General features: G+C 41.5%; 19 protein-coding genes. 4 read left to right on the plus strand and 15 right to left on the minus strand.

Annotated features, from left to right (window positions below):
• Nucleotides 1-4: 4 nt before the first annotated feature.
• The 13 genes from fliO to PSR9079_RS10900 form a co-directional block, all read right to left on the minus strand.
• Nucleotides 5-388 carry a flagellar biosynthetic protein FliO gene (fliO, locus tag PSR9079_RS10840; RefSeq protein ID WP_149981484.1) on the minus strand — a complete coding sequence of 128 codons (384 nt, stop codon included), beginning with the start codon at nt 386-388 and terminating at the stop codon, nt 5-7.
• Nucleotides 385-783, minus strand: a complete 399-nt coding sequence (fliN, locus tag PSR9079_RS10845; RefSeq protein WP_149981486.1) for a flagellar motor switch protein FliN — start codon at nt 781-783, stop codon at nt 385-387. The genes fliO and fliN overlap by 4 nt, the downstream gene beginning before the upstream one ends.
• Before the next feature lie 22 nt (nt 784-805).
• Nucleotides 806-1897 (minus strand): flagellar motor switch protein FliM, encoded by a 1092-nt coding sequence (gene fliM / locus PSR9079_RS10850; RefSeq protein ID WP_149981487.1) that lies wholly within the window; start codon nt 1895-1897, stop codon nt 806-808.
• A 9-nt stretch (nt 1898-1906) separates the two neighbouring features.
• The gene (gene fliL, locus PSR9079_RS10855; RefSeq protein ID WP_149981489.1) at nt 1907-2437 is read right to left on the minus strand and encodes a flagellar basal body-associated protein FliL; all 531 of its coding nucleotides are present in this window, start codon (nt 2435-2437) and stop codon (nt 1907-1909) included.
• Nucleotides 2438-2539: 102 nt separating this feature from the next.
• The gene (locus PSR9079_RS10860; protein ID WP_149981491.1) at nt 2540-4834 is read right to left on the minus strand and encodes a flagellar hook-length control protein FliK; all 2295 of its coding nucleotides are present in this window, start codon (nt 4832-4834) and stop codon (nt 2540-2542) included.
• 129 nt (nt 4835-4963) lie between these two features.
• The gene (fliJ, locus tag PSR9079_RS10865) at nt 4964-5410 is read right to left on the minus strand and encodes a flagellar export protein FliJ (protein ID WP_149981493.1); all 447 of its coding nucleotides are present in this window, start codon (nt 5408-5410) and stop codon (nt 4964-4966) included.
• Nucleotides 5410-6744 (minus strand): flagellar protein export ATPase FliI, encoded by a 1335-nt coding sequence (fliI, locus tag PSR9079_RS10870; protein ID WP_149981495.1) that lies wholly within the window; start codon nt 6742-6744, stop codon nt 5410-5412. Before fliI ends, fliJ begins: the two co-directional genes overlap by 1 nt.
• A gap of 18 nt (nt 6745-6762) precedes the next feature.
• Entirely contained in the window at nt 6763-7581 is an 819-nt protein-coding gene (fliH, locus tag PSR9079_RS10875; RefSeq protein ID WP_145239404.1) for a flagellar assembly protein FliH, read from the minus strand.
• Nucleotides 7582-7584: 3 nt separating this feature from the next.
• Nucleotides 7585-8625 carry a flagellar motor switch protein FliG gene (fliG, locus tag PSR9079_RS10880; RefSeq protein WP_145239407.1) on the minus strand — a complete coding sequence of 347 codons (1041 nt, stop codon included), beginning with the start codon at nt 8623-8625 and terminating at the stop codon, nt 7585-7587.
• A complete protein-coding gene (fliF, locus tag PSR9079_RS10885; RefSeq protein WP_149981496.1) occupies nt 8618-10333 on the minus strand; it encodes a flagellar basal-body MS-ring/collar protein FliF in 1716 nt (571 codons plus the stop codon). The genes fliG and fliF overlap by 8 nt, the downstream gene beginning before the upstream one ends.
• 20 nt (nt 10334-10353) lie before the next feature.
• Complete coding sequence (gene fliE / locus PSR9079_RS10890; RefSeq protein WP_149981498.1) at nt 10354-10686, minus strand: flagellar hook-basal body complex protein FliE; 333 nt, start codon at nt 10684-10686, stop codon at nt 10354-10356.
• Between the two features lie 178 nt (nt 10687-10864).
• A complete protein-coding gene (locus tag PSR9079_RS10895; protein WP_149981499.1) occupies nt 10865-12343 on the minus strand; it encodes a sigma-54-dependent transcriptional regulator in 1479 nt (492 codons plus the stop codon).
• Complete coding sequence (locus PSR9079_RS10900; protein WP_149981500.1) at nt 12340-13452, minus strand: sensor histidine kinase; 1113 nt, start codon at nt 13450-13452, stop codon at nt 12340-12342. Before PSR9079_RS10900 ends, PSR9079_RS10895 begins: the two co-directional genes overlap by 4 nt.
• A gap of 140 nt (nt 13453-13592) precedes the next feature.
• Here PSR9079_RS10900 and PSR9079_RS10905 point away from each other — a divergent pair, with 140 nt between their 5' ends.
• Nucleotides 13593-14180, plus strand: a complete 588-nt coding sequence (locus PSR9079_RS10905) for a DNA-3-methyladenine glycosylase I (RefSeq protein ID WP_145239421.1) — start codon at nt 13593-13595, stop codon at nt 14178-14180.
• 394 nt (nt 14181-14574) lie between these two features.
• On the opposite strand, the gene PSR9079_RS10910 is transcribed toward PSR9079_RS10905, so the two are convergent.
• On the minus strand, nt 14575-16011 hold the full coding sequence (locus PSR9079_RS10910) for a sigma-54 dependent transcriptional regulator (RefSeq protein ID WP_149981502.1): 1437 nt from the start codon (nt 16009-16011) through the stop codon (nt 14575-14577).
• Between the two features lie 163 nt (nt 16012-16174).
• On the minus strand, nt 16175-16960 hold the full coding sequence (locus tag PSR9079_RS10915; protein WP_149981504.1) for a flagellin N-terminal helical domain-containing protein: 786 nt from the start codon (nt 16958-16960) through the stop codon (nt 16175-16177).
• Between the two features lie 210 nt (nt 16961-17170).
• Between PSR9079_RS10915 and pseB the strand changes: the two genes are divergently transcribed.
• Genes pseB through PSR9079_RS10930 form a run of 3 tightly spaced genes read left to right on the plus strand, consistent with a single transcriptional unit; the run spans nt 17171 to nt 20516 of the window.
• Nucleotides 17171-18172, plus strand: coding sequence for a UDP-N-acetylglucosamine 4,6-dehydratase (inverting) (pseB, locus tag PSR9079_RS10920; RefSeq protein ID WP_149981506.1), 1002 nt, complete (start codon nt 17171-17173; stop codon nt 18170-18172).
• Nucleotides 18169-19323 carry a UDP-4-amino-4,6-dideoxy-N-acetyl-beta-L-altrosamine transaminase gene (gene pseC, locus PSR9079_RS10925; RefSeq protein ID WP_149981508.1) on the plus strand — a complete coding sequence of 385 codons (1155 nt, stop codon included), beginning with the start codon at nt 18169-18171 and terminating at the stop codon, nt 19321-19323. The genes pseB and pseC overlap by 4 nt, the downstream gene beginning before the upstream one ends.
• Before the next feature lie 56 nt (nt 19324-19379).
• Nucleotides 19380-20516 carry a Gfo/Idh/MocA family protein gene (locus PSR9079_RS10930; RefSeq protein WP_149981510.1) on the plus strand — a complete coding sequence of 379 codons (1137 nt, stop codon included), beginning with the start codon at nt 19380-19382 and terminating at the stop codon, nt 20514-20516.
• Nucleotide 20517: the final 1 nt, after the last annotated feature.

Genomic DNA, 20517 nt, shown 5'->3' on the forward strand with positions numbered 1-20517 from the left:
ATTATTAATTCTTTTTAATGTGGTTAGTTTGTGGGTTTAATAGCTTGCCAAAACGTTGTGCTAGGGCTGGCAACTCTTTTTCTGTTAACGGGGTTTCTAATTTATGCAGGTAGTTAATACTATGCGGCGTTACACCTAATAAATGCTGACAATTATCAATTTCGACGACCATTAATCGCTCTCGCGCACTTAATGGTAAACTACGCACCACTTTAAATTCGTCGGTATTTGCTAAATTGGGGTTTAGTTTTTTAACCAAAAATGCCAGTACCACAATCAGTACTAGCACCATGATTAAAGACATTACCATTGAGAGTAAGTCGCCCATAGGTGTCGCTGCGGGCAGCACTGAGCTTGCTGCAGTCGATAAAAAAAGCCAACTGCTCATCGCAGCTTTTTGATCCGTTCAACTTGGCTGATCACGTCAGTCAGGCGGATACCAAATTTATCATTAACTACGACTACTTCACCGTGCGCTATCAATGTACCATTAACTAATACATCCAGTGGTTCACCGGCAACACGATCAAGCTCAACAACTGAACCTTGGTTAAGCTGAAGTAAGTTACGAATATTGATTTTTGAACGCCCAACTTCCATCGAAATAGTTACCGGGATATCTAAAATTGTATCGAGTTTGCGTTTTTCTTCGCCACTCATTTCATGTCTAGTATCACTTAACTCATCAAGTTCAGTTACTTTGGCACCGTCAGAACTGTCAGTTCCTTCGGCTTCGGCTAAAGCAGCCGCCCATTCGTCCATTGTATCTTGGTCATCACTCATACTATTAAACCTTTTAATTCTCTTACCAGTCTAAATCTACGCCTTCTGAAAGGTGTAGATCATCTTCTAGTTCTGCTAATTCAGCATCTGAATCAAGCTTTTTGCCACCTTTTGTAAAGACATGCAACTCTGATTTTACTGATTCAGGACGTCTAATTTTTTCACTAATTTGCAGCGCAACGTTATCACGAGAACGACCCATTTTCGCCCTAAAGGTCGGCAGCTCTTCGACAAACACCGTTATGTGCTCTGGCATTTCAACAGGAATAATATCCCCAGCCTTAAGCTCCATAATTTGCGCTAAGGTTAAATCAACTTCAAGCAGTTGTGTTGATATTTCAACTTCAACATCCATAATTTCATCACGTAAGGCTTTGCTCCAACGTAAATCGGTATCTTCAGTGTCTGATTGCACACCAGCATCGAGTAATTCACGAATAGGTTCAAGCATTGAATACGGCAATGCGATATGGAAATCTCCGCCACCGCCATCCAGCTCAATATGGAATGAACTGATCACTACTACTTCGGTGGGGCTGACGATATTCGCCATTGCTGGATTAACTTCTGAATCAAGATATTCAAAAGACACGTCCATTACCGGTGCCCATGCTTCTTTGTAATCTTCAAAGATTATTTTTAATAGCATTTGTACAATACGGCGCTCAGTAGGCGTAAATTCACGACCTTCTATTTTCGCATGATAGCGACCATCGCCACCAAAAAAGTTATCAACCAAGATAAACACTAACCGTGCTTCCATGGTGATTAATCCAGTGCCTTTAAGCGGGCGAAAGCGCACCATGTTAAGACTGGTAGGAACAAATAAAGTGTGGATATATTCACCAAACTTTATCATTTGTACGCCATTGATAGAAACCTCAGCAGTGCGGCGCATCATATTAAACAAGCTAATTCGCATGTGTCGAGCAAATCGTTCGTTCACAATCTCCAGAGTCGGCATGCGACCACGAACAATACGATCTTGTGAAGAAAAATCGTATTGTAGCGTATTACCGCTGCCATCATCACCGTCCTGTAGATCCTCCTCTTCGACTTCATCGACACCATGCAACAGGGCATCGATTTCATCTTGGGATAATAAATCGCTCACGCTGACCCCTTATTGCATTACAAAGCCGGTAAACAACACCCGCTCGATTACTTTACTTCCCTCTACATCCATTAACGCCGCTTGTACTTTATCAAGCGCTGCTACTCGCAGGGTTTCTTTTCCTTCGCTAGTGCCCAGTTCATCTGCGGTGGTGGTTGAAAACACACCAAGCAATGTACCTTCAATTAGTGGAATATGCTTTTTGGCCGTTTCTTCATTCACATCACCGCGCACTAATAATTGCACTTTTATTTGCACAATACGGTCACGACTTGCACCTGGTACGTTAAAAATAAAAGGTCGAGGCATCGCAACATATAAAGCACTGCCAACCTTTGCACCACTGCCACTTACCTCTGCAGTTTCAGTTGCAGGTGCAACCGATTCGTCTGCAAGTGTTTCAGGAGCAGCGTCTGAGCCTGACATCAAGAAAAAGCCAGCGGCACCACCAATTACCAATACCGCAGCAATAATAATTATAATCAGCTTTTTTTTACTTTTACTGCCATCTTCAATTTCTAAATTTGCTTCTTCAGCCATGCCGCTTTCCTTTATGCCTTGATAATAGCGATATTACGAGTGTCACCGCGCACCATCAAGTTATTTATTTTTATAGTCTTATACCTCATATAATAGCAGGTGTTAGGCATAGTAATCTATTGATGATGAAGATTGTTGCCCAGAGCCGCGAATTGGTTGCTGAGTTAATGCAGTTTCCTCTTCATTTTGTTGCTGATTTGCCTGTTGACCACGACCATTTTGTTGTCCGTCACCACCAGTATCACTTTGACTATTCCCCTGCTGGATACTGCTTTCACCCAGTTCAATTCCCTGCTGCGCTAACATTTCCCGTAATCTCGGCATTGATTGCTCAAGGGCTTCTTTGGCTTGCTGATTTTGCACCACAAAGTTAATGTGAGCTTGTTCTGCATCGCTACGAATACGAATTTGCATACTGCCCATTTCTGGCGGATCAAGACGTATTTCAGCTTCTTTATTATTAATGCTTAACAATGCACTCACTCGTTCTTGCAGTAACTTGGCAGCATCACTTTTCATGATATTCAACGCTTGTAGCGCAGTTGGATCAATATTTATTTGTCTTGTCTGTGATGTAGGACTCGCTTGCTGAGCATGCATTACTTGCATATCAGCCAAAGCTTGTTGATAACTTTGCTCACTCCCTTCTACAGCCGTGGCTGTTGTAACTGCAGTGGTTAATCCGGTGAGCTGGCCAAACAATTGATTTACACGTGCCAATGTGTTGTCGCGCACAGGGCTTTGCTCTGCTTTAATATTTTCAGCAAATTGCTCGCTTTTTAGAACATTATCTTGTACTGCCAGTTTCACTTCTTGCTCTTTGCTTGCAGCCTTTATAAGTGCATCTTGTGGAGCAGATACTTTATTTGTATCTGATTTAGCGGTGCTGCTATTGGTAATTGTAGTGCTTACTAAATTATCTGCCATTGACTGAACCGTCAATTGAGCTTTTGACTCAGTCCTTTTTTCAGTACTCTCTGGCTGGGCTAATTCAGTAATCGCCTTATTGATCTGAGTTAATAAAGCCCCTTTGGGCTGCTCATTGCTCACAAAATTTTGTAATTGCTGGCTTAATGCCTGTTTTTGCATAGGGCTTAATAGCGAAATATCTTTACTTAGTTGATTTAGCTCTGCGGTGTTAATTGTCGCAACTGCCGTGGTAGGTTTTGCAACTTCTTTACTATTAAGCGCTACAAATTCAGCCAGCATTTTTTTTAAGTCAGTTATGTTAGCCGGTGATGGATCTTGCTGACGAATGACATCAACCTGAGTTTGTAGCTGTTTTTGCTGCTCCGGTGTTAAGCTCGCCAACAGTGGATTTTCATTTTTTTGCACAGTTGTCGTTGAGTTAAGTAATACCTTGCTGATTTGCTCTAATACAGCACTATTATTATGCTTTGACTGTTCAGCTGCTTTTTCTGATACATCAGTTTGAGAGCTTGAAGCAACACCTTTAACCGCTTCAGCGTCCATTGCTACTTCAGTAGCATTTTTGATTGCTTGTTTAGCGTTAGCAGTAACGTTAGTAACTGCTGCATCTGCAGTTAGTGCTGCGCTCTGTTGAGGTTTTCCTTGCTGAGCAAGCATAGCGTCGGAACCTTTAGCTAATACTTCACGGTCTTGTGGTTTACCTTGGCTTGTATTTGCAGCAGCAATTATTTGAGCTGCGTCATTGTCAACTTGCCCGCTTTTTAACGTAGTCGTAGTAGCAACCGCTTGTTGGATTGTTGGCTGCATTGCCATCGCTTTATTTTGCGATGTCTCTTTTGCGACTTGAATATCATCAATAATAGGAGTAACCGCATCATCAGGCGGAGTGTTCCCCTTTAGCTGAAGTTGTTTATCAATTGCCTCTGCCAGCACCGTTTTTTCTGTAAGTAACGATGGTTTTAGCTGTTTATCGACTAATTGTGCAATCGGATCATCAGTAGCAGGAATCTCTGTATCAATAATAGGCGTAACATCATCAATTGGACGGGCTCCAATGACTTTAACAAGCGTAGGGTCTATTTTTTCCTCGCTGTATTTCCCCAACGTTGAAAGTAATGAGGAATTTTCAACAGTTGGCGTATTATTTACCCGAGTGTCCATGTTATTAGCCGCCGTTATTTGCGCAAGCATTGCATCACCAGACATCGCATTTTCATCACTGTTGTCAGCAGACGTTTCTTGTGCTTTTTCAGCAACAATTACGGCTTCAGCTGAACGAGGCTCAGCACCCGTTGAATTGACCTTGGTAGATGTTTCCGCAGCATTATTGGCACTTTGTAATTGGCTAAAAAAGTCACTATCAGTGCTTTCTTTATCTGCTGCCGCACTACCTTTGGCACTGTCTTTTTTATTTAACTGAACATCCTGCTCAGTTGAGATAAACACTGAAAGATCACTAATAGCCATAATTCACCTAGATTAAAAGTGGCAATTTGCCGCCGCAGTTTGCCAGAATAAATACTTATTACATTAAACAAGCAAATAATATGCCTAAGCTGATTTGAATTAATAAATAACCCTATTTTGGGCAATAGACTATAAAACGCGACGTCTTTGGTAAAATTGATTTGCGGAAAATTCATCAAGCATTTTTTGTTCATTTTTTTGTGCGATCACATTCGCTTTAAGTTGCTGTTTTTCTATTAATTTAGCAACCGCTTTAGCCTTAATCTGCTGTTTCAGCCATAAACTTTGGCGTTGTGAGACAACTTGTTTAGCAGTACTAACTGTATTCGCTTGTTGACGAATGGCTTCTTCGATTTTGGCAATGAAAGCATGATATTGACTAAACCCGGCACTACTTAAACCGGACTTTCCTTTTACATGTAATTGCTGAGTATATTCTAAGCGGAAGTTATTCAAGCCTTGCAATTTTTGTTGATTGCCTTGCAAGTTTTGCTGCGCTTGTAAATAATTTATCCGTAAAGCTTCTTCTTTATCATTTTCTATTTTCAGCAATAAACTGAGCTTATTTGTTGCCATTATGCTTGTCCTAATAATTGCGCAAGCCCTTGTAGGCCATCGTCATAGCTGATCACATCCTTCATGCCTTGTTGTAAAAATGCATTCACTCTTGGCATCATATTAATGGCCTGATCAAGCATTTGGTCGGTGCCTTTTTGATAAGCACCTAAAGTAATCATATCTTTATTTTGCTGGAACATTGAATACACTTGTTTTAACACTCGCGCTTGTTGCATATGTGCTTCTGAGACAACTTGTGGCATCACCCGTGAAATCGATTTTTCTATATCAATAGCAGGATAATGACCACTGTCAGCGAGCTCTCTGGATAACACGATATGACCGTCTAAAATGGCTCGCGCCGCATCAGCAATCGGATCTTGCATATCATCCCCTTCACTCAGTACAGTAAAAAACGCTGTGATAGAGCCTTGCCCTTCGCCGCCATTACCAGCACGTTCCACCAGCGCGGGTAGCTTTGCAAATACTGAAGGCGGATAACCTTTAGTCGCCGGTGGTTCACCAACCGCAAGCGCTATTTCGCGCTGCGCCATGGCATAACGCGTTACAGAATCCAGTAGCAATAAAACATTTAAACCTTGATCGCGAAAGTACTCCGCGATAGTTACCGCACTTTCACAACCTTTCAATCGCATTAATGGCGATGCATCGGCTGGAGCAGCAACTACGACAGAACGCTTACGCCCTTCCACACCGAGTATTTCTTCGATAAATTCTTTTACTTCGCGGCCACGCTCCCCCACTAAACCAACAACTATTACATCAGCTTCTGAGCCTCGGGTCATCATACCCAGTAATACCGACTTACCCACCCCGGAGCCTGCAAATAGCCCCATGCGCTGGCCTTGGCCAACAGTTATCACTGAATTAATAGCGCGTACGCCAACATCCATCGGCTGCGTAATTGGTCGTCGAGATAATGGGTTAATGGAATTTTGTGCAAATTTTAAGTAATGCTCTGCTTTAATAGCTCCAAGCCCATCCAACGGACGCCCTAAGCCATCAACAACACGACCAAGTAAACACATACCAACAGGCAGTCCGGTATCATTTACTTGTGGGATCACTCGCGCACCAGGTAGTACACCAGAAATATGGTCATTTGGCATCAAGTAAAGCGTCTGGTCATTAAAACCAACAATTTCAGCATCAACAAAACCATTCATGGTTTCAATTTTACATTGGCTGCCAACTGGCGCGCGTAATCCTTTCGCCTCTAATGTTAACCCTACAACACGGGTTAAAATTCCCGCAACAGCAGGCGTTGGACTATGAATATGTTTTTGATACTGTTGTAAGCGTTCACTTAATGGGCGTGGTTGAGAACTCATTGCAAACCAAAAATGGAGTTAGATACCACTACTATGCAAAAAACTATCCAACGTTTCTTTGACGCGGGTTTTTATAGTCATATCAATAGATGATTGTGGTGTTTTTACTTGGCAACCACCGCGATCTAAAGTCGGCTCTGCAACTAACTGCCAATGGTTTTCAGCTAGTGCAGCTTCGCCATAACTATTTTTAACCAGTTCAATGTCTTCAGGGTGTAAATGAATACGCACACTTTGCTGCTCATTGGCTAACGCATCGATACACTGCTTTAAACTTTGCAAAATGATTTCAGGGGAGGTTTTAATTTCTTGATAAACTAACGCTTCGGTTAGCATTACGGTTAACTGTACAAGTTGCTTTTCGGCGTCATCATCGACTTTAGCTAATGGCGCTGACAAACTATCTAACAATGCTTTTAGACCCGTTAGCTGTTCTTCAATCAGTGGTTTTACTTCTTCTTGACCTTGTGTTTTACCAAGCTCAATGCCTTCTTTATAACCGGCTTCTTTTCCTTCACCTACGCCTTTTTCAAAACCATCAATATAACCCTGCTCGTGGCCTTGTTTTAAGCCTTCTTCGTAGGCATCTTGACGAATTCGTTCCAGCTCAGCCATCGTTAACGAAGGCAGCTCAGGCTCTTCGGGCTCTAGTGCTTGTTCACTTTCTTCAAGCTCTTTACGATATAAATCGGCCAGCGGTGTACCAAACGCCGTTGAACGACCATCGAATTTTCGAGTGTCTTGCGTGACATCTGGAATTGGCCAGTTTTCTAATAATTCATCAACTGCTTCACTGGCACGTAAAGGACGACCTTGATATTGAGTAGGTTTGCTCATGGTTTACAAGAACTCCTCACCACCACCACCACCAAGCATAATTTCACCTGAATCAGCGAGACGACGTGCCGTAGATAAGATCTCTTTTTGCGCGGCTTCAACTTCGCTGATCCGCACAGGTGCCATTGCTTCTAAATCATCAGCAAGCATCTCTGCAGCCCGTTTTGACATATTGCCGAGGATTTTCTCTTTCAATGCATCATCTGTACCTTTGATGGCTTTCATCAGTACATCTTGTTGGACTTCACGCAAGATAGCTTGAATACCACGATCATCGACATCCATTAAGTTTTCAAATACGAACATTAAATCTTGGATTTGTTGCGACATCTCTTCGTCATGCTCACGGATAGAATCCATCAACTGACCTTCAATATTGGTATCGAGGTAGTTCATAATATCAGCCGCCGCTTTCAAGCCGCCCATTTTCGCAGCTTGCGCACCAGCTTGTCCGGCAAATTGTTTTTCCATGATCTCGTTCAATTCTTGTAAAGCCGCAGGTTGTACTTCTTCAAGGTTGGCGATGCGCATGGTTAAATCTAAGCGCACTTTTTCAGGAAACTGCGCTAAAATTTCGGCCGATTGCTCAGGCTCCAAATACGATAAAACGATAGTTTGTATTTGCGGATGCTCATTGCGAATAATATTGGCAACTTGCTTTGAGTCCATCCATTTCAATGAATCAAGGCCTTTGGCACCGGATCCCATAACAATTTGATCTATCAGGCTTGCCGCTTTATCTTCACCAAGTGCTGCAGTAAGCGCTTTTTTGATAAAATCTTCTGATTGGAAACCAATCGTACTAAAGCTTTGTATTTGCTCTATAAACAAGTTGTGCACGGCACTGATTTTGGCTTGCGATAGATCATCTATCGCCGCCATTGCCATACCCACTTTTTGCACCTGTTTAGGTTCAAGGTGCTTTAATATTTGCGCTGCATCTTCTTCGGATAAGCTTAGCAATAAAATTGCTGCTTTATCTACACCGTCTAATTTATCAACATCAAACGCTGCTGGCAGTTGTTTTTGTTCTTGATCAGTCATCTTCAGTTAACCACGCTTTCACAACTTGTGAGGAGAGTTCTGGCTCATTTGCTACCAAGGCACGAACAGCTTTTAATAAGTCTTCATCGCCATGTAGGTCTGGTAACTGTAGTGTACCATCACTTGAGAAGCCAACCGAAGCAGAATCAAAATCTTTATTTAGCATATCTAGGGTGTTATCACCAATATCTACACCAGAACTAAGCGCATCATCATCATACTCTTCAAGGGTATCATCTGGGTAAATCAAGCGTTTCAACATAGGTTTAACCACCGCCATAATTAGCACTATGATAACCAACGCACCAAGCACTAAACGCACAACTTTCATAAACCAGTTTTGTTCCCACAGTGGTACTTCAATAGCTAAGTCCATCGGTTCACGTACAAACGGTACTGTCACTACTTCTAATGCATCACCACGCTGTAAGTCAAAACCCACACCACCTTGCAGTAAACGACGAATATTTGACAGTGCTTCAACTGAGCGAGGCTCCATAGTCGTTTCACCATTTTCCCCCACTTTTGCCACATAATCGACTGCCACAGACACACTAATTCGACGAATAACACCACTTTGCTGACGTGTGTGGGAGATAGTAGTATCAAGTTCATAGTTACGTGTCGCTTCTTTATGAGTGCGACTGGGTGATGAACCAGAGCCTGCACCACCTTGACCGGCAACTTCAGGAATATTTGAATCTGTTGGAGGCTGATTTGTCAGCGCGCCAGGAATACCGATAGCTAACCCGCCGATGTTGTTTTCTTCAAAAGTGGTTTCGCTGCGTACCGCTGGTAAATCAGGGTTGTAGCGTTTTTGAGTTTCTTCAATCGCGCTAAAGTCCATACTTAAATCGACTTGTGCAGTGTAGTTACCCATGCCAATAACTGGCATTAAGATACCATCTATTTTATCTAGATATTCTTGTTCACGTTTACGTTCAATATCGTATTCTTTGCGTGAGCGAGCAGCTAACGCACTTTGCGAGCCTGAATTAAGTAATCGGCCATTTTGGTCTGTTACAGTTACTCGTGACGGCTCTAAACCTTGCACTGCTGAACCAATAATATCAACAATGGCGTCCACTTCTTCACTACCGAGCATACGACCACGTTTTAAAGTTAATACCACTGTTGCGGATGGTTTTTTCTCACGACGAGCAAAAACATTTTCTTTCGGGATTGCCAATAATACTTTTGCACGCGTGACATTTTGTAGTTCCTCAATCGTGCGCGCCAATTGTTGTTCACGACCATGCTTTAAACGTTCACGCTCTAAACGCTGACTAACACCAAAACCCATATCTTGCATGATAATATCAGTACCCGAGTTCGGCGCTTGCTCAATACCTTCGCGGGTCATTAACAATTTAATATTTTGATATTCATTTTCAGGAACAGAAACCACATTGCCATCAAGTTGATAGTCAATTTTTTGTGCATCTAAAAAATCGAGCGTTTGAATTAGCTCTTCCGTTGGCATTTTTCCAAGTGGACGCATATCTGGTTGACGTGCCCAAATAATCACAAAAATAGCAATCGCTAAACAAATCGCTAATGCAATAATTAAAGTGACCTGACGTAATACATCAACGCCGTTTAATGCACTTAAATAGCCTGACTTTTGTTCTTGTTGATCGTCATTATCAGTTTGGTCGATACCGCCGCCGGCCAAAGCAAGATCTGTTGATTGATTAGATTGCGCCACAATAATTCTCCACTACCTAGTTAAACAGGCATGTTCATGATTTCTTTATAGGCTTCTACAAGTTTGTTACGAACTTGTACAGTAGCTTCAAAGGCAACCGATGATTTTTGTGATGCGATCATCGCATCCGCTAATGACACATTTCGGTCGCCCATTTCTACTGCTGTTACTTTTTGTTTTGCATCAGCTTGAAGGCCATTCACTGTATTGAGAGCATCACTTAACAAATCGCCAAATTGGGCGCTCGAAGTAGGCTGCGCCTGCGTCGGTAATTTGTTTACTTGATTACTACGACCAGCTTCGAGAGCCATAGATTGCATTTCTTGAAATAATGCGCTGTTTTGAATTTTCATAATTGTCTCTGACGATGCAGTTTACTAATAACTTAATAAAGCACAAAGCATGCCAACTAACAAATCATTTAATATCAATCGTTTGAGGTGTGTTTTTGTTGTCAGAGTTTTGACAAGTTTACGCCCAGCAAGGCTGAGCGTAAATTAAATAGTGAAGGAAAACAAAAATTATAGAGGCTTAAGCAGGTAAGGTGATCCCCAAATCACGCATTTGTGCCAATTTATAACGTAATGTTCGTGGGCTGATCCCTAATGTTTCAGCTACATCTTTACGCTTGCCTTGACAACGATTTAGGGTCTCTAAAATAATTCTATGCTCTTTATCTTTAAGTTCATCTTTGTAACTTCCCGAATCCAAGCTTGGTAATTCTTCACGCAGCTGATTGCGTTCTGCTGTCGCTTTTATTGCTGGCGCTTGCAGATCATAATAAGCATCATTAGTTGGTGAACTTGTAACCGCCGAAGTAGTGCTTTCTGGTGCTGAATTAACCGGCACTAAACTTGCTGATAAGGCCGCAGTTAGAGGTGTCTGGGTTAAATTTTCAATAAAAATAGCACTTTCGTCAATCATATCACCGTGGCGTAATATCAGCGCACGCTGGATCACATTATCCAGTTCACGCACATTACCTGGCCAAGTATGAGCTAATAATTTTTTCTCTGCTGGTTCGCTAAGAACAGCGATAGGCTCTTTGCTTTTATTGAGATGACGTTCAATTAAATGCTTTGCCAACACGACAATATCGCCTGGACGTTGACAAAGTGGACGCCACATCAACGGAAATACATTTAACCGATAATATAAATCTTCTCTAAACTGGTGCTTAGCCACAGCCTCTTTTAAATCACGGTTACTGGTAGCCAAAATACGCACATCTAGCTTAATAGTTTTGCGACCACCTAAACGTTCAACTTCGCGTTCTTGTAATACGCGTAGTAACTTAGCCTGTAGGCCTAAATCCATCTCAGTGATTTCATCAAGTAAAATTGTGCCACCTTGTGCTTGCTCAAATTTACCCGGACAAGCTTGAATCGCACCAGTAAACGCGCCTTTCTCGTAGCCAAATAATGTAGCTTCGAGCATATTTTCAGGGATCGCAGCACAGTTTATTGCGACGAATGGCTGCTCTGCGCGATCTGATTTATCATGGATAAAGCGTGCGAGTACTTCTTTACCTGAGCCACTAGGACCAAGCACCATCACACTGGCATCCGATTTAGCAACCCGACTTGCAAGTTCTAATAGCTGAATACTACTCGGATCAGCGACAATCGGGCCATCTGTTTCTTTTTCTGGCTCAGGTAGATAGCGGCTTACCATATTAAGTAGCACTTCGGGCGCAAACGGTTTGGCCATATAGTCAATTGCCCCTAACCGCATAGCCTCAACAGCATCATCAATAGTCGCATACGCTGTCATCATTAAAACCGGTAGATCAGGGTAATTAAGATTAATGCTGCGCAGTAAATCAAGACCACTCATCGCGCCCATTTGCACATCGCTCACGACCAGCGAAAAGCTGTCTTTTTTAAGTAGCACCATAGCTTGCTCGGCACTGTCAGCCGCAACGCAATCTATTCCAGACATTTCAAGCGTATCAATCAAGGCTTCACGAAGCCCTGCATCATCTTCAACCACTAAAATCGTGTTGTTCATATTGCCTCCGCCGATGTTGACTTTGTACAAATAGGTAACAGTAAACTAAAGCAGGCTCCGCCTTGAGCATTGTTCGTTACTGCAACTCGTCCTTGGTGTGCATTTGCGACTGAACTAACCACCGCTAAGCCTAAACCTGTGCCTTGGCTTCGGGTAGTAAAAAATGGTTCAAATAATTTATCAAGTAAGCTTAAATCGACCCCAGGGCCATTATCACTTACAGTAATACACACTAGCTCGGGATCACTCACATCCCGCTGCGCACTTAATTGAACGAGTGCATTACTGCCAACGACTTGAATACTATTGTGAATAAGATTTTGAATGGCACTAGCAAGCGCAGTTTTATTACCCATTATCTCGATATCAGGCTCAGGTAAACTGACCTGTAGTTCACTATTATTAAGTGCGATCATAGCATCAGCGCCAGTTTTCACTTCAGTTAATAATTGCTGCATGGAAACATGTTCAACAACTTGCTGATCGCCACTTTTTGCGAACAACAACATATCGTTTACTTGGGTTTCGAGATCTTTTAAACGCGACATTAACTTAGTATGAAAATTGCCTCGCGAGCTTTCGGGTAACCGCTTTGAACCTAAATTAGCGGCATACAAAATCGCAGCAGACAGTGGTGTTCGCACTTGATGTGCCAAAGATGCCACCATTTTACCCAATGCACTTAAACGCTGCATATGTGCAACGCGTGTTTGTAGACGACGCGTTTCGGTTAAGTCAGTCATTAAGATTAATTGCCCTGGCTCTGGCGCTAATGCCGTTATTTCTAACTTAATTAAGCGTCCATCTTTTAGCGATACTTCATGGCCATCATCTTGTTGGGGCCGAAACGAGCGCTGGATCACACTGAACCACTTTTCACCTTCGAGTGGCTCCCCTAGCATGTCTGTTGCAATTTGATTAGCTTTAGCGATCAAACCGCGACCATCAAGCACCACAACACCCGCAGGCATTGTATCTACTAAATGACTTAACCAACTGGCTTGCTGGCGTAATTCACTTAACTCACCAATGTACTCTTCTTGCAGTAAACATGGGTTATACTGGGTCGCTGTGATAAATTGTGGTTTTAAGACATTAGCTAAGGCCATAATGCATTCTCATTTACAGGATCTAACTAGCTAAATGCACAAATTGTACCAACAATTATATTGATTAATTTCATTTGCTTAGCGTATAAATAACGCGACAAAAAAATGACAAACTAAAATAAGCAAAGCAAGGAGACACTATGAATTCAACAAATTTATGTCGCTGCCCTTGGCTCGATACCAGTAAAGATGACTATGTTGCCTATCACGATGATGAATGGGGGATCCCAGTATATGATGACCAAACACTTTTTGAATTTATTACTCTGGAATCAGCACAAGCAGGATTAAGTTGGTATACGATTTTAAAGAAACGTGATGGCTATCGTCGTGCATTTTTGGATTTTGATGTAGAAAAAGTCGCACAAATGAACGAGCACGATGTTGAACGATTAATGCTTGATGAAACAATTATACGTAATCGTTTAAAAATTGTAGCAACTATAAATAACGCCAAACGTTTTATTGAAATTCAGCAAGAATTTGGCAGCTTCAGTAACTATCAATGGCAGTTTGTAGGTGGTAAGCCGTTAGTGAATGAGTTAGATAAACTTAGTGACTACCCTGCAATCACAGAGGCCTCAACTGCATTTGCAAAAGATTTAAAAAAACGGGGATTTAAGTTTTTAGGTCCAACCACAGTGTACGCCCATATGCAGGCCTGTGGTATGGTGAATGATCACAGTAATGATTGTTTTCGTAAAGCTGAGATTATTGAAAAATACTAGGTGAAAGGTGCTAGGTGCTAGGTGCTAGAAAATCTTCTCTTTGCGCAATTAATCTTGTTGGCGCGGGTTTATCCCGCGCAATTAAAATGTATTCACAAAGAGGCTAAGAGTACGCTGCGCTTATGAAAAATAAAGGTATTAGATTTTTGGGTATTCGAAGCTCGTCGCTCGAAGCCCGTGGCATTTTTTCTTCTCATTTACCCTCATTGTCTTCTCTTTGTGCAAAAGGTTTTTTAGTGATATTCACCATAGCACACCCCGAATTAAAGACGGTGTGCGCGTCAGCAAGCTTAACGCCTACAAGTAATGACGAAACCCATTCTACAGGTGTAATCTCCATCGTCCTTGGTTAATTTTTGCCTAAAGCCTACTACATAACACCTGCTCTTAGCTGTTAATCTCGTGATAGGTTATATTTTTTCATTTTTTCAACTAAGGTTGTGCGGCGTACACCCAAAATCTCCGCTGCACGCGCTACAACATAATCATAACGCTCTAAGGCCTGAGTGATCAGGCTAATTTCCAGCTCAGCTAAATAATCTTTTAACTCAATCCCTTCATCGGGTAAAAGATCTGCCGATGGCTGAATTGCTTCAACTTCTGGCTCATCGTCATAATCACTAAAACCAGTACTGAAAATATCATTGAAAGCATCACGCTCCATCAGCTCTTCAGGATATTGTGGTTCATAAGCATCAACTTCAATATAACGATATTTTGCTGGTAGATCGGGAATATCAACCACTTTATCTGGCAACATGATCACCATACGCTCAACTAAGTTCGCTAACTCGCGAATATTCCCCGGCCATGTGTGCTCTTTTAAACTATCAATTGCCCGCTCAGTGAACTTAGCAGTAGTACCACTTTGCTCATTAATACGGCGCATTAACTCTTTTAATAATAATGGAATATCATCAGCACGTTCTGCAAGAGATGGGTTTTCGATAGGAAAAACATTGAGTCGATAGTATAAATCTTCGCGGAAACTTCCTTGCTCTATCATTTGTTCAAGATCACGATGCGTAGCAGCAATCACCCGCACATCCGCTTGAATTGGTTTTGTACCACCAACCCGCTCATAGCTGCGCTCTTGTAACACTCGCAATAACTTTACTTGCATTTGCAGCGGCATATCGCCAATTTCATCTAAAAACAGCGTCCCCCCTTGAGCAAGTTCAAAGCGGCCCTTGCGCGCTGAAATAGCACCGGTGAACGCGCCTTTTTCATGACCAAACAACTCACTTTCTAACAGCTCCGCAGGTATAGCCCCACAGTTAACGGGTACAAATGGCCCTGTATTACGTTTTGATAGTAAATGAACATTACGAGCAACCACTTCTTTACCAGTACCTGATTCGCCTAAAATTAATACATTAGCGTCCGTTTTAGCAACTTGTTCAATTAAAAAGCGTACATCTTTAACCGCTTCAGTTTCACCAACTAAGCCATCAAAGGTTTTGTGCGGTTTTGCGTGTTTATGCTCATTTGGTAACATCCGTTGATACTGTTGGCAATCATGCAGTAATTGAGTCGTTACATCATGGTTAAAAGGTTCACAGATAAGGCCAACTACATTGGCAATGCTCAACAGTGGTTTAAGGGTTTCACCAATTAATAGAAATGGTATTGTTGGATGGCGCTTGATCACGCTTTCATGATCTAAGCTTTGCAATGCACCGAGGATCACCATACATGATTGCTTTTGGTATTTTTCACATTCTTGTTCAAGGCTTGCATCGTCAAGCAGTTGCACTGCCTCACCAATAAAGGTAAGCGCAGCATGTAAACCAATCGCACGATTATTATTATTGTCTAAAATCAAGATCATTATTTAGCGAACCACAGTTACTACAAGCTATTAATAATTTAAATTGTAAGCGAGTTTGACAGGGATGCAAGCACAAAGCGGCAGTTTTTTGACATAGATGCCAAAAAACAGACACTAAGCTAATTGCAAGTAATACTTAAGAATTACTGTTTTATCATAGCCGTTATAATAACCCTAAAATAGATTCAGCCGATTGGTTAGCTTGGCCACGCAGTGCTATTGACGCTTGAGCTAAAATATCATTTGATACCTGCTGTGAAACCGCCTGAGCATAATCGGTATCTTGAATTCGACTTTGGCTCGCGGCAATATTTTCTTGCTGAGTACCCAGGCCTTTAATAGTGCTAGCCAATGTATTTTGAAAAGCACCAAGTTCAGCACGCTGGGCGTTAATTTCGTCCGCCGCTTGGTCACTAATATCAATTGCAGCTTGTGCACCTGCTTGAGTAGAAATATCAATTGTTGATATTACTGATGCAAAACTACCATCCGAAGGAGTAACCGTTTGATTTGCATTCGCATCTGGACCAACTTGAAACGACACCGACTGACCATCAAACAAAGGTTTACCTGCAAAATTGGCATTTTCAAACGTCTCTGTAATCTGACTTTGTAATTGCACCACTTCTTCTTGCAAAGCAGCACGGTCATTATCATTTAATGCGCCATTACCTGCTTGAATAGATAATTCACGAATACGCGAGACAGCATCGTTGACACCCGACAAGTTTGACTCGGTCGCTTGCGAATAAGAAATACCATCATAGGCATTATTCACCGCTTGGCTGTAACCGTCTTGCTGGGAGGTTAACCGATCTATAATTTGCAATGCCGCGGCATCATCTGCCGCAGAGTTGACTTTTTTACCCGTAGCAAGTTGCTCTGCAAGCTTGTTACTGGTTTGCTGTGTTTGGTTTAAAAAACTAGTTGCTGGTGATTGAATTTTCATAACAGGCTCCGACACGCTGATTGGTTAAATTATAGCTTAATTTGCCAAATTTTGCACTTTGTACCATTGTTTAATTAAATTAACTTGGCATCGTGCTTGCTAACCTACTCTGTTAATAGGTAAAGTACTGAGCAGTGTATTAAATTTCACTTTTTGCGTATTTCATTTTTTACTATAACTACGCCAATGATAAATAACTTGGGTAAAACTATGTTCGATAACAAAACAATTTTAATTACCGGTGGTACCGGATCATTCGGTAAAAAATACGTAAAAACGTTACTTGAGCGATACAAGCCAAAAAAAATAATTATTTTCTCTCGTGATGAGTTAAAACAATTTGAAATGCAGCAAGACTTTGATCAACCATGTATGCGTTACTTCATCGGTGATGTTCGCGACAAAGACCGCTTACGCCGTGCAATGCGTGGAGTAAATTACGTTATTCATGCTGCAGCTCTTAAACAGGTCCCTGCCGCAGAATATAACCCGATGGAATGCATCAAAACTAACATTAATGGTGCTGAAAATGTCATTGATGCTGCCTTAGACAATAATGTTGAAAAAGTCATTGCGCTTTCTACTGATAAAGCAGCCAACCCAATTAATTTATATGGTGCGACAAAATTAGCATCCGATAAATTGTTTGTTGCCGCTAATAATATTGCCGGTGGTAATCGCACCACATTTTCAGTTGTTCGCTACGGTAATGTAGTCTGCTCGCGCGGTTCAGTAGTGCCTATTTTCCAAAAGTTTATTGATCAAGGCCGCGACCATATCCCTATCACCCATGAAGAAATGACCCGCTTTTGGATCAGCCTTCAGCAAGGTGTTGATTTCGTTTTAACTAACTTTGAGAGGATGTTAGGGGGAGAAATTTTTGTTCCCAAGATCCCATCAATTCGTATTACTGATTTAGCAACAGCAATGGCACCAAACCTGCCACAAAAAAATATCGGTATTCGCCCGGGCGAAAAATTACATGAGGTGATGTGCCCTTCTGATTTGTGTTTTGATACCTACGAATTTGATGATCATTTTGTGATTGCACCTGGCATTAAATTTAGTAGTCGCAGCAATAATTTTGATACAAATGCATTAAATGAGTGCGGTAGGAAAGTTGAGATCGGATTTGAATATAGTTCTTTAAGTAACCCCCACTTCTTAACGATAGAAGAAATAGCAGCTTTTAATATTCAGGCACTTTTATGATCCCATATGGAAAGCAATCTATTGACCAAGCAGATATTGATGCGGTACTCAATGTCTTACAATCTGACTGGCTCACGCAAGGTCCTAAAGTACCCGCATTTGAAGCTGGCATTGCTAGTTACTGTAAAGTAAAGCATGGCATTGCAGTAAATAGTGCAACATCGGCGTTACATATCGCATGCCTAGCATTAGGCGTTGGAGAAAACGATATAGTCTGGACATCTCCTATTTCTTTTGTAGCATCAAGTAATTGCGCACTTTATTGTGGTGCTAAGATTGACTTTGTTGATATTGACTTAGATACCGGCAACATGTCGATTAAGGAACTTGAGCAGAAGCTGATCCTAGCAGAAAAAAATAACTGCTTACCTAAAGTTGTAATACCGGTACACTTGGCGGGTCAATCATGCGATATGCAAGCCATTTATCAGCTCGCTACTAAATATGATTTTAAAATTATCGAAGATGCCTCTCACGCCATTGGTGCTAAATATTTAGATAAGCCTGTTGGTAATTGTGAGTTTTCAGATATTTGCGTATTCAGCTTTCATCCTGTGAAAATCATCACGTCAGCTGAAGGCGGTATGGCGGTTACAAATGATGATAATTTAGCAAAGCGTTTAAAAAGATTAAGAAGCCATGGGATCACATCAGATGAAAGTGAAATGACCGATGCAAGCCATGGGCCTTGGTACTATCAGCAAATCGAGCTTGGCTTTAATTATCGAATGACTGATTTACACGCAGCGTTAGGGCTTAGCCAACTAAGTAAAGTTGACGAATTTATTAAGCAGCGACATCACCTTGCTAAAATATATGATACACATCTTAATTTAAATTTGGTTCGTCCATTGCAACAAATTGATACCTGTTATTCCGCTTATCACTTGTACATAATTCAACTTAATAATAGCGACGCAACTCGTCATAAAAACGCTGTAACTCAGCTTCGAGCAGTAGGGATCATTGGCCACGTTCATTATATTCCAATACATTTACAGCCATACTATCAAGCTCTAGGCTTTAAGGCTGGTGATTTCCCTAATGCTGAAAAATATTATCAAGGTGCTATCACCCTTCCTCTTCATCCATCGTTGAAAGAGCAAGAAGTGCATTTTATACTGAACACTCTACAGCAAATCTTAAATTAAAGTTTTCAACCTTTTTGACGATATAAACATATTATTTAATGAACCTTGAGGCAACTATGTTACAAACTCACCCGACTTTCAAACTTGCTTTTATTGGCGGGGGTAACACGTCAGCTGTTGGCTATGTACACTTTTGCGCAGCTCACATGGATCATAAATTTCAAGTTGTTGCCGGTGCCTTTTGTCGTAATCAAGAAAATAATCAAGCTACAGGTATTCATTGGGGGATCCCAGCAGAATGTGTTTACGCAGATTGGAAAGAAATGGTCGAAGCTGAAAAGGGTCACATTGATGCTTTTGTAGTGCTCACTCCAACACCGCATCATTTAGAAGTTTTACAGTATTTATTCGAAAAAAAATTACCCGTAATCTGTGAAAAAGCGATGGTTTGTGGACCACGAGAAATTGCAATTCTTCGCCCTTATTATGATCCAAAGAAACAATTTTTAGCTGTTACTTTTAACTACAGTGGCTACGCAATGGTACGTGAGTTAAAGCATTTAATAAATTCAGGAAAGCTGGGAACAATTCAAAAAATTCATTTAGAAATGCCGCAAGAAGGCTTTCGCCGCCCCCCCGATATCGCGGGAAAAACATCACAACCGCAGGCGTGGCGTCTGCGAGATGCTGAAGTACCAACCATTTGCTTAGATTTAGGTGTTCACCTTCATCACCTAAGTAGCTTTTTATTGGGTGAGGAACCAACTCACACATTAGCTGAATTTAGTAACCACTCTCAATATGCTAATTTAGTCGATGACGTACAAATGCTAGTAAAGTATGCCAGTGGCGTCAAAGGCAGCATGTGGATGTCAAAAACGGCTATTGGTCATCGTAACGGTTTACAGATCAGAGTGTATGGAGATACCGGAAGTGTTAAATGGTTACAGCTCAACCCCGATGAGTTAGAACTAAATTTTAATGATGGTAGGCGAGAGATATTAGACCGAGCGGGTCAGTGCGACTACGCCCACCAATTTAGATATAACCGCATGAAACCAGGCCATCCCACTGGTTTTGTAGAAGCATTTGCAAACTTATACAGCGACATCGCTGAAGATTTACAATGTTTTCAACTAGGGCAAAAAAATAACCAACCATACGTATTTGGTTTAGAACACGCCGCAGATGGCTTAAAGTTATTTGCTGCTGCTAAACGTTCGACACAAACACTTGGCTGGGAAAGCGTGTAAT

Source organism: Pseudoalteromonas rhizosphaerae, assembly GCF_902498845.1.
Classification (GTDB): domain Bacteria; phylum Pseudomonadota; class Gammaproteobacteria; order Enterobacterales; family Alteromonadaceae; genus Pseudoalteromonas; species Pseudoalteromonas rhizosphaerae.

What these genes read in the sequence shown, in the direction of transcription:
- fliO (WP_149981484.1), bottom strand. Translation starts at nt 388, where the DNA reads ATGAGCAGTTGGCTTTTTTTATCGACTGCAGCAAGCTCAGTGCTGCCC.
- fliN (WP_149981486.1), bottom strand. Translation starts at nt 783, where the DNA reads ATGAGTGATGACCAAGATACAATGGACGAATGGGCGGCTGCTTTAGCC.
- fliL (WP_149981489.1), bottom strand. Translation starts at nt 2,437, where the DNA reads ATGGCTGAAGAAGCAAATTTAGAAATTGAAGATGGCAGTAAAAGTAAA.
- PSR9079_RS10860 (WP_149981491.1), bottom strand. Translation starts at nt 4,834, where the DNA reads ATGGCTATTAGTGATCTTTCAGTGTTTATCTCAACTGAGCAGGATGTT.
- fliJ (WP_149981493.1), bottom strand. Translation starts at nt 5,410, where the DNA reads ATGGCAACAAATAAGCTCAGTTTATTGCTGAAAATAGAAAATGATAAA.
- fliI (WP_149981495.1), bottom strand. Translation starts at nt 6,744, where the DNA reads ATGAGTTCTCAACCACGCCCATTAAGTGAACGCTTACAACAGTATCAA.
- fliH (WP_145239404.1), bottom strand. Translation starts at nt 7,581, where the DNA reads ATGAGCAAACCTACTCAATATCAAGGTCGTCCTTTACGTGCCAGTGAA.
- fliG (WP_145239407.1), bottom strand. Translation starts at nt 8,625, where the DNA reads ATGACTGATCAAGAACAAAAACAACTGCCAGCAGCGTTTGATGTTGAT.
- fliE (WP_149981498.1), bottom strand. Translation starts at nt 10,686, where the DNA reads ATGAAAATTCAAAACAGCGCATTATTTCAAGAAATGCAATCTATGGCT.
- PSR9079_RS10895 (WP_149981499.1), bottom strand. Translation starts at nt 12,343, where the DNA reads ATGAACAACACGATTTTAGTGGTTGAAGATGATGCAGGGCTTCGTGAA.
- PSR9079_RS10900 (WP_149981500.1), bottom strand. Translation starts at nt 13,452, where the DNA reads ATGGCCTTAGCTAATGTCTTAAAACCACAATTTATCACAGCGACCCAG.
- PSR9079_RS10905 (WP_145239421.1), top strand. Translation starts at nt 13,593, where the DNA reads ATGAATTCAACAAATTTATGTCGCTGCCCTTGGCTCGATACCAGTAAA.
- PSR9079_RS10910 (WP_149981502.1), bottom strand. Translation starts at nt 16,011, where the DNA reads ATGATCTTGATTTTAGACAATAATAATAATCGTGCGATTGGTTTACAT.
- PSR9079_RS10915 (WP_149981504.1), bottom strand. Translation starts at nt 16,960, where the DNA reads ATGAAAATTCAATCACCAGCAACTAGTTTTTTAAACCAAACACAGCAA.
- pseB (WP_149981506.1), top strand. Translation starts at nt 17,171, where the DNA reads ATGTTCGATAACAAAACAATTTTAATTACCGGTGGTACCGGATCATTC.
- pseC (WP_149981508.1), top strand. Translation starts at nt 18,169, where the DNA reads ATGATCCCATATGGAAAGCAATCTATTGACCAAGCAGATATTGATGCG.
- PSR9079_RS10930 (WP_149981510.1), top strand. Translation starts at nt 19,380, where the DNA reads ATGTTACAAACTCACCCGACTTTCAAACTTGCTTTTATTGGCGGGGGT.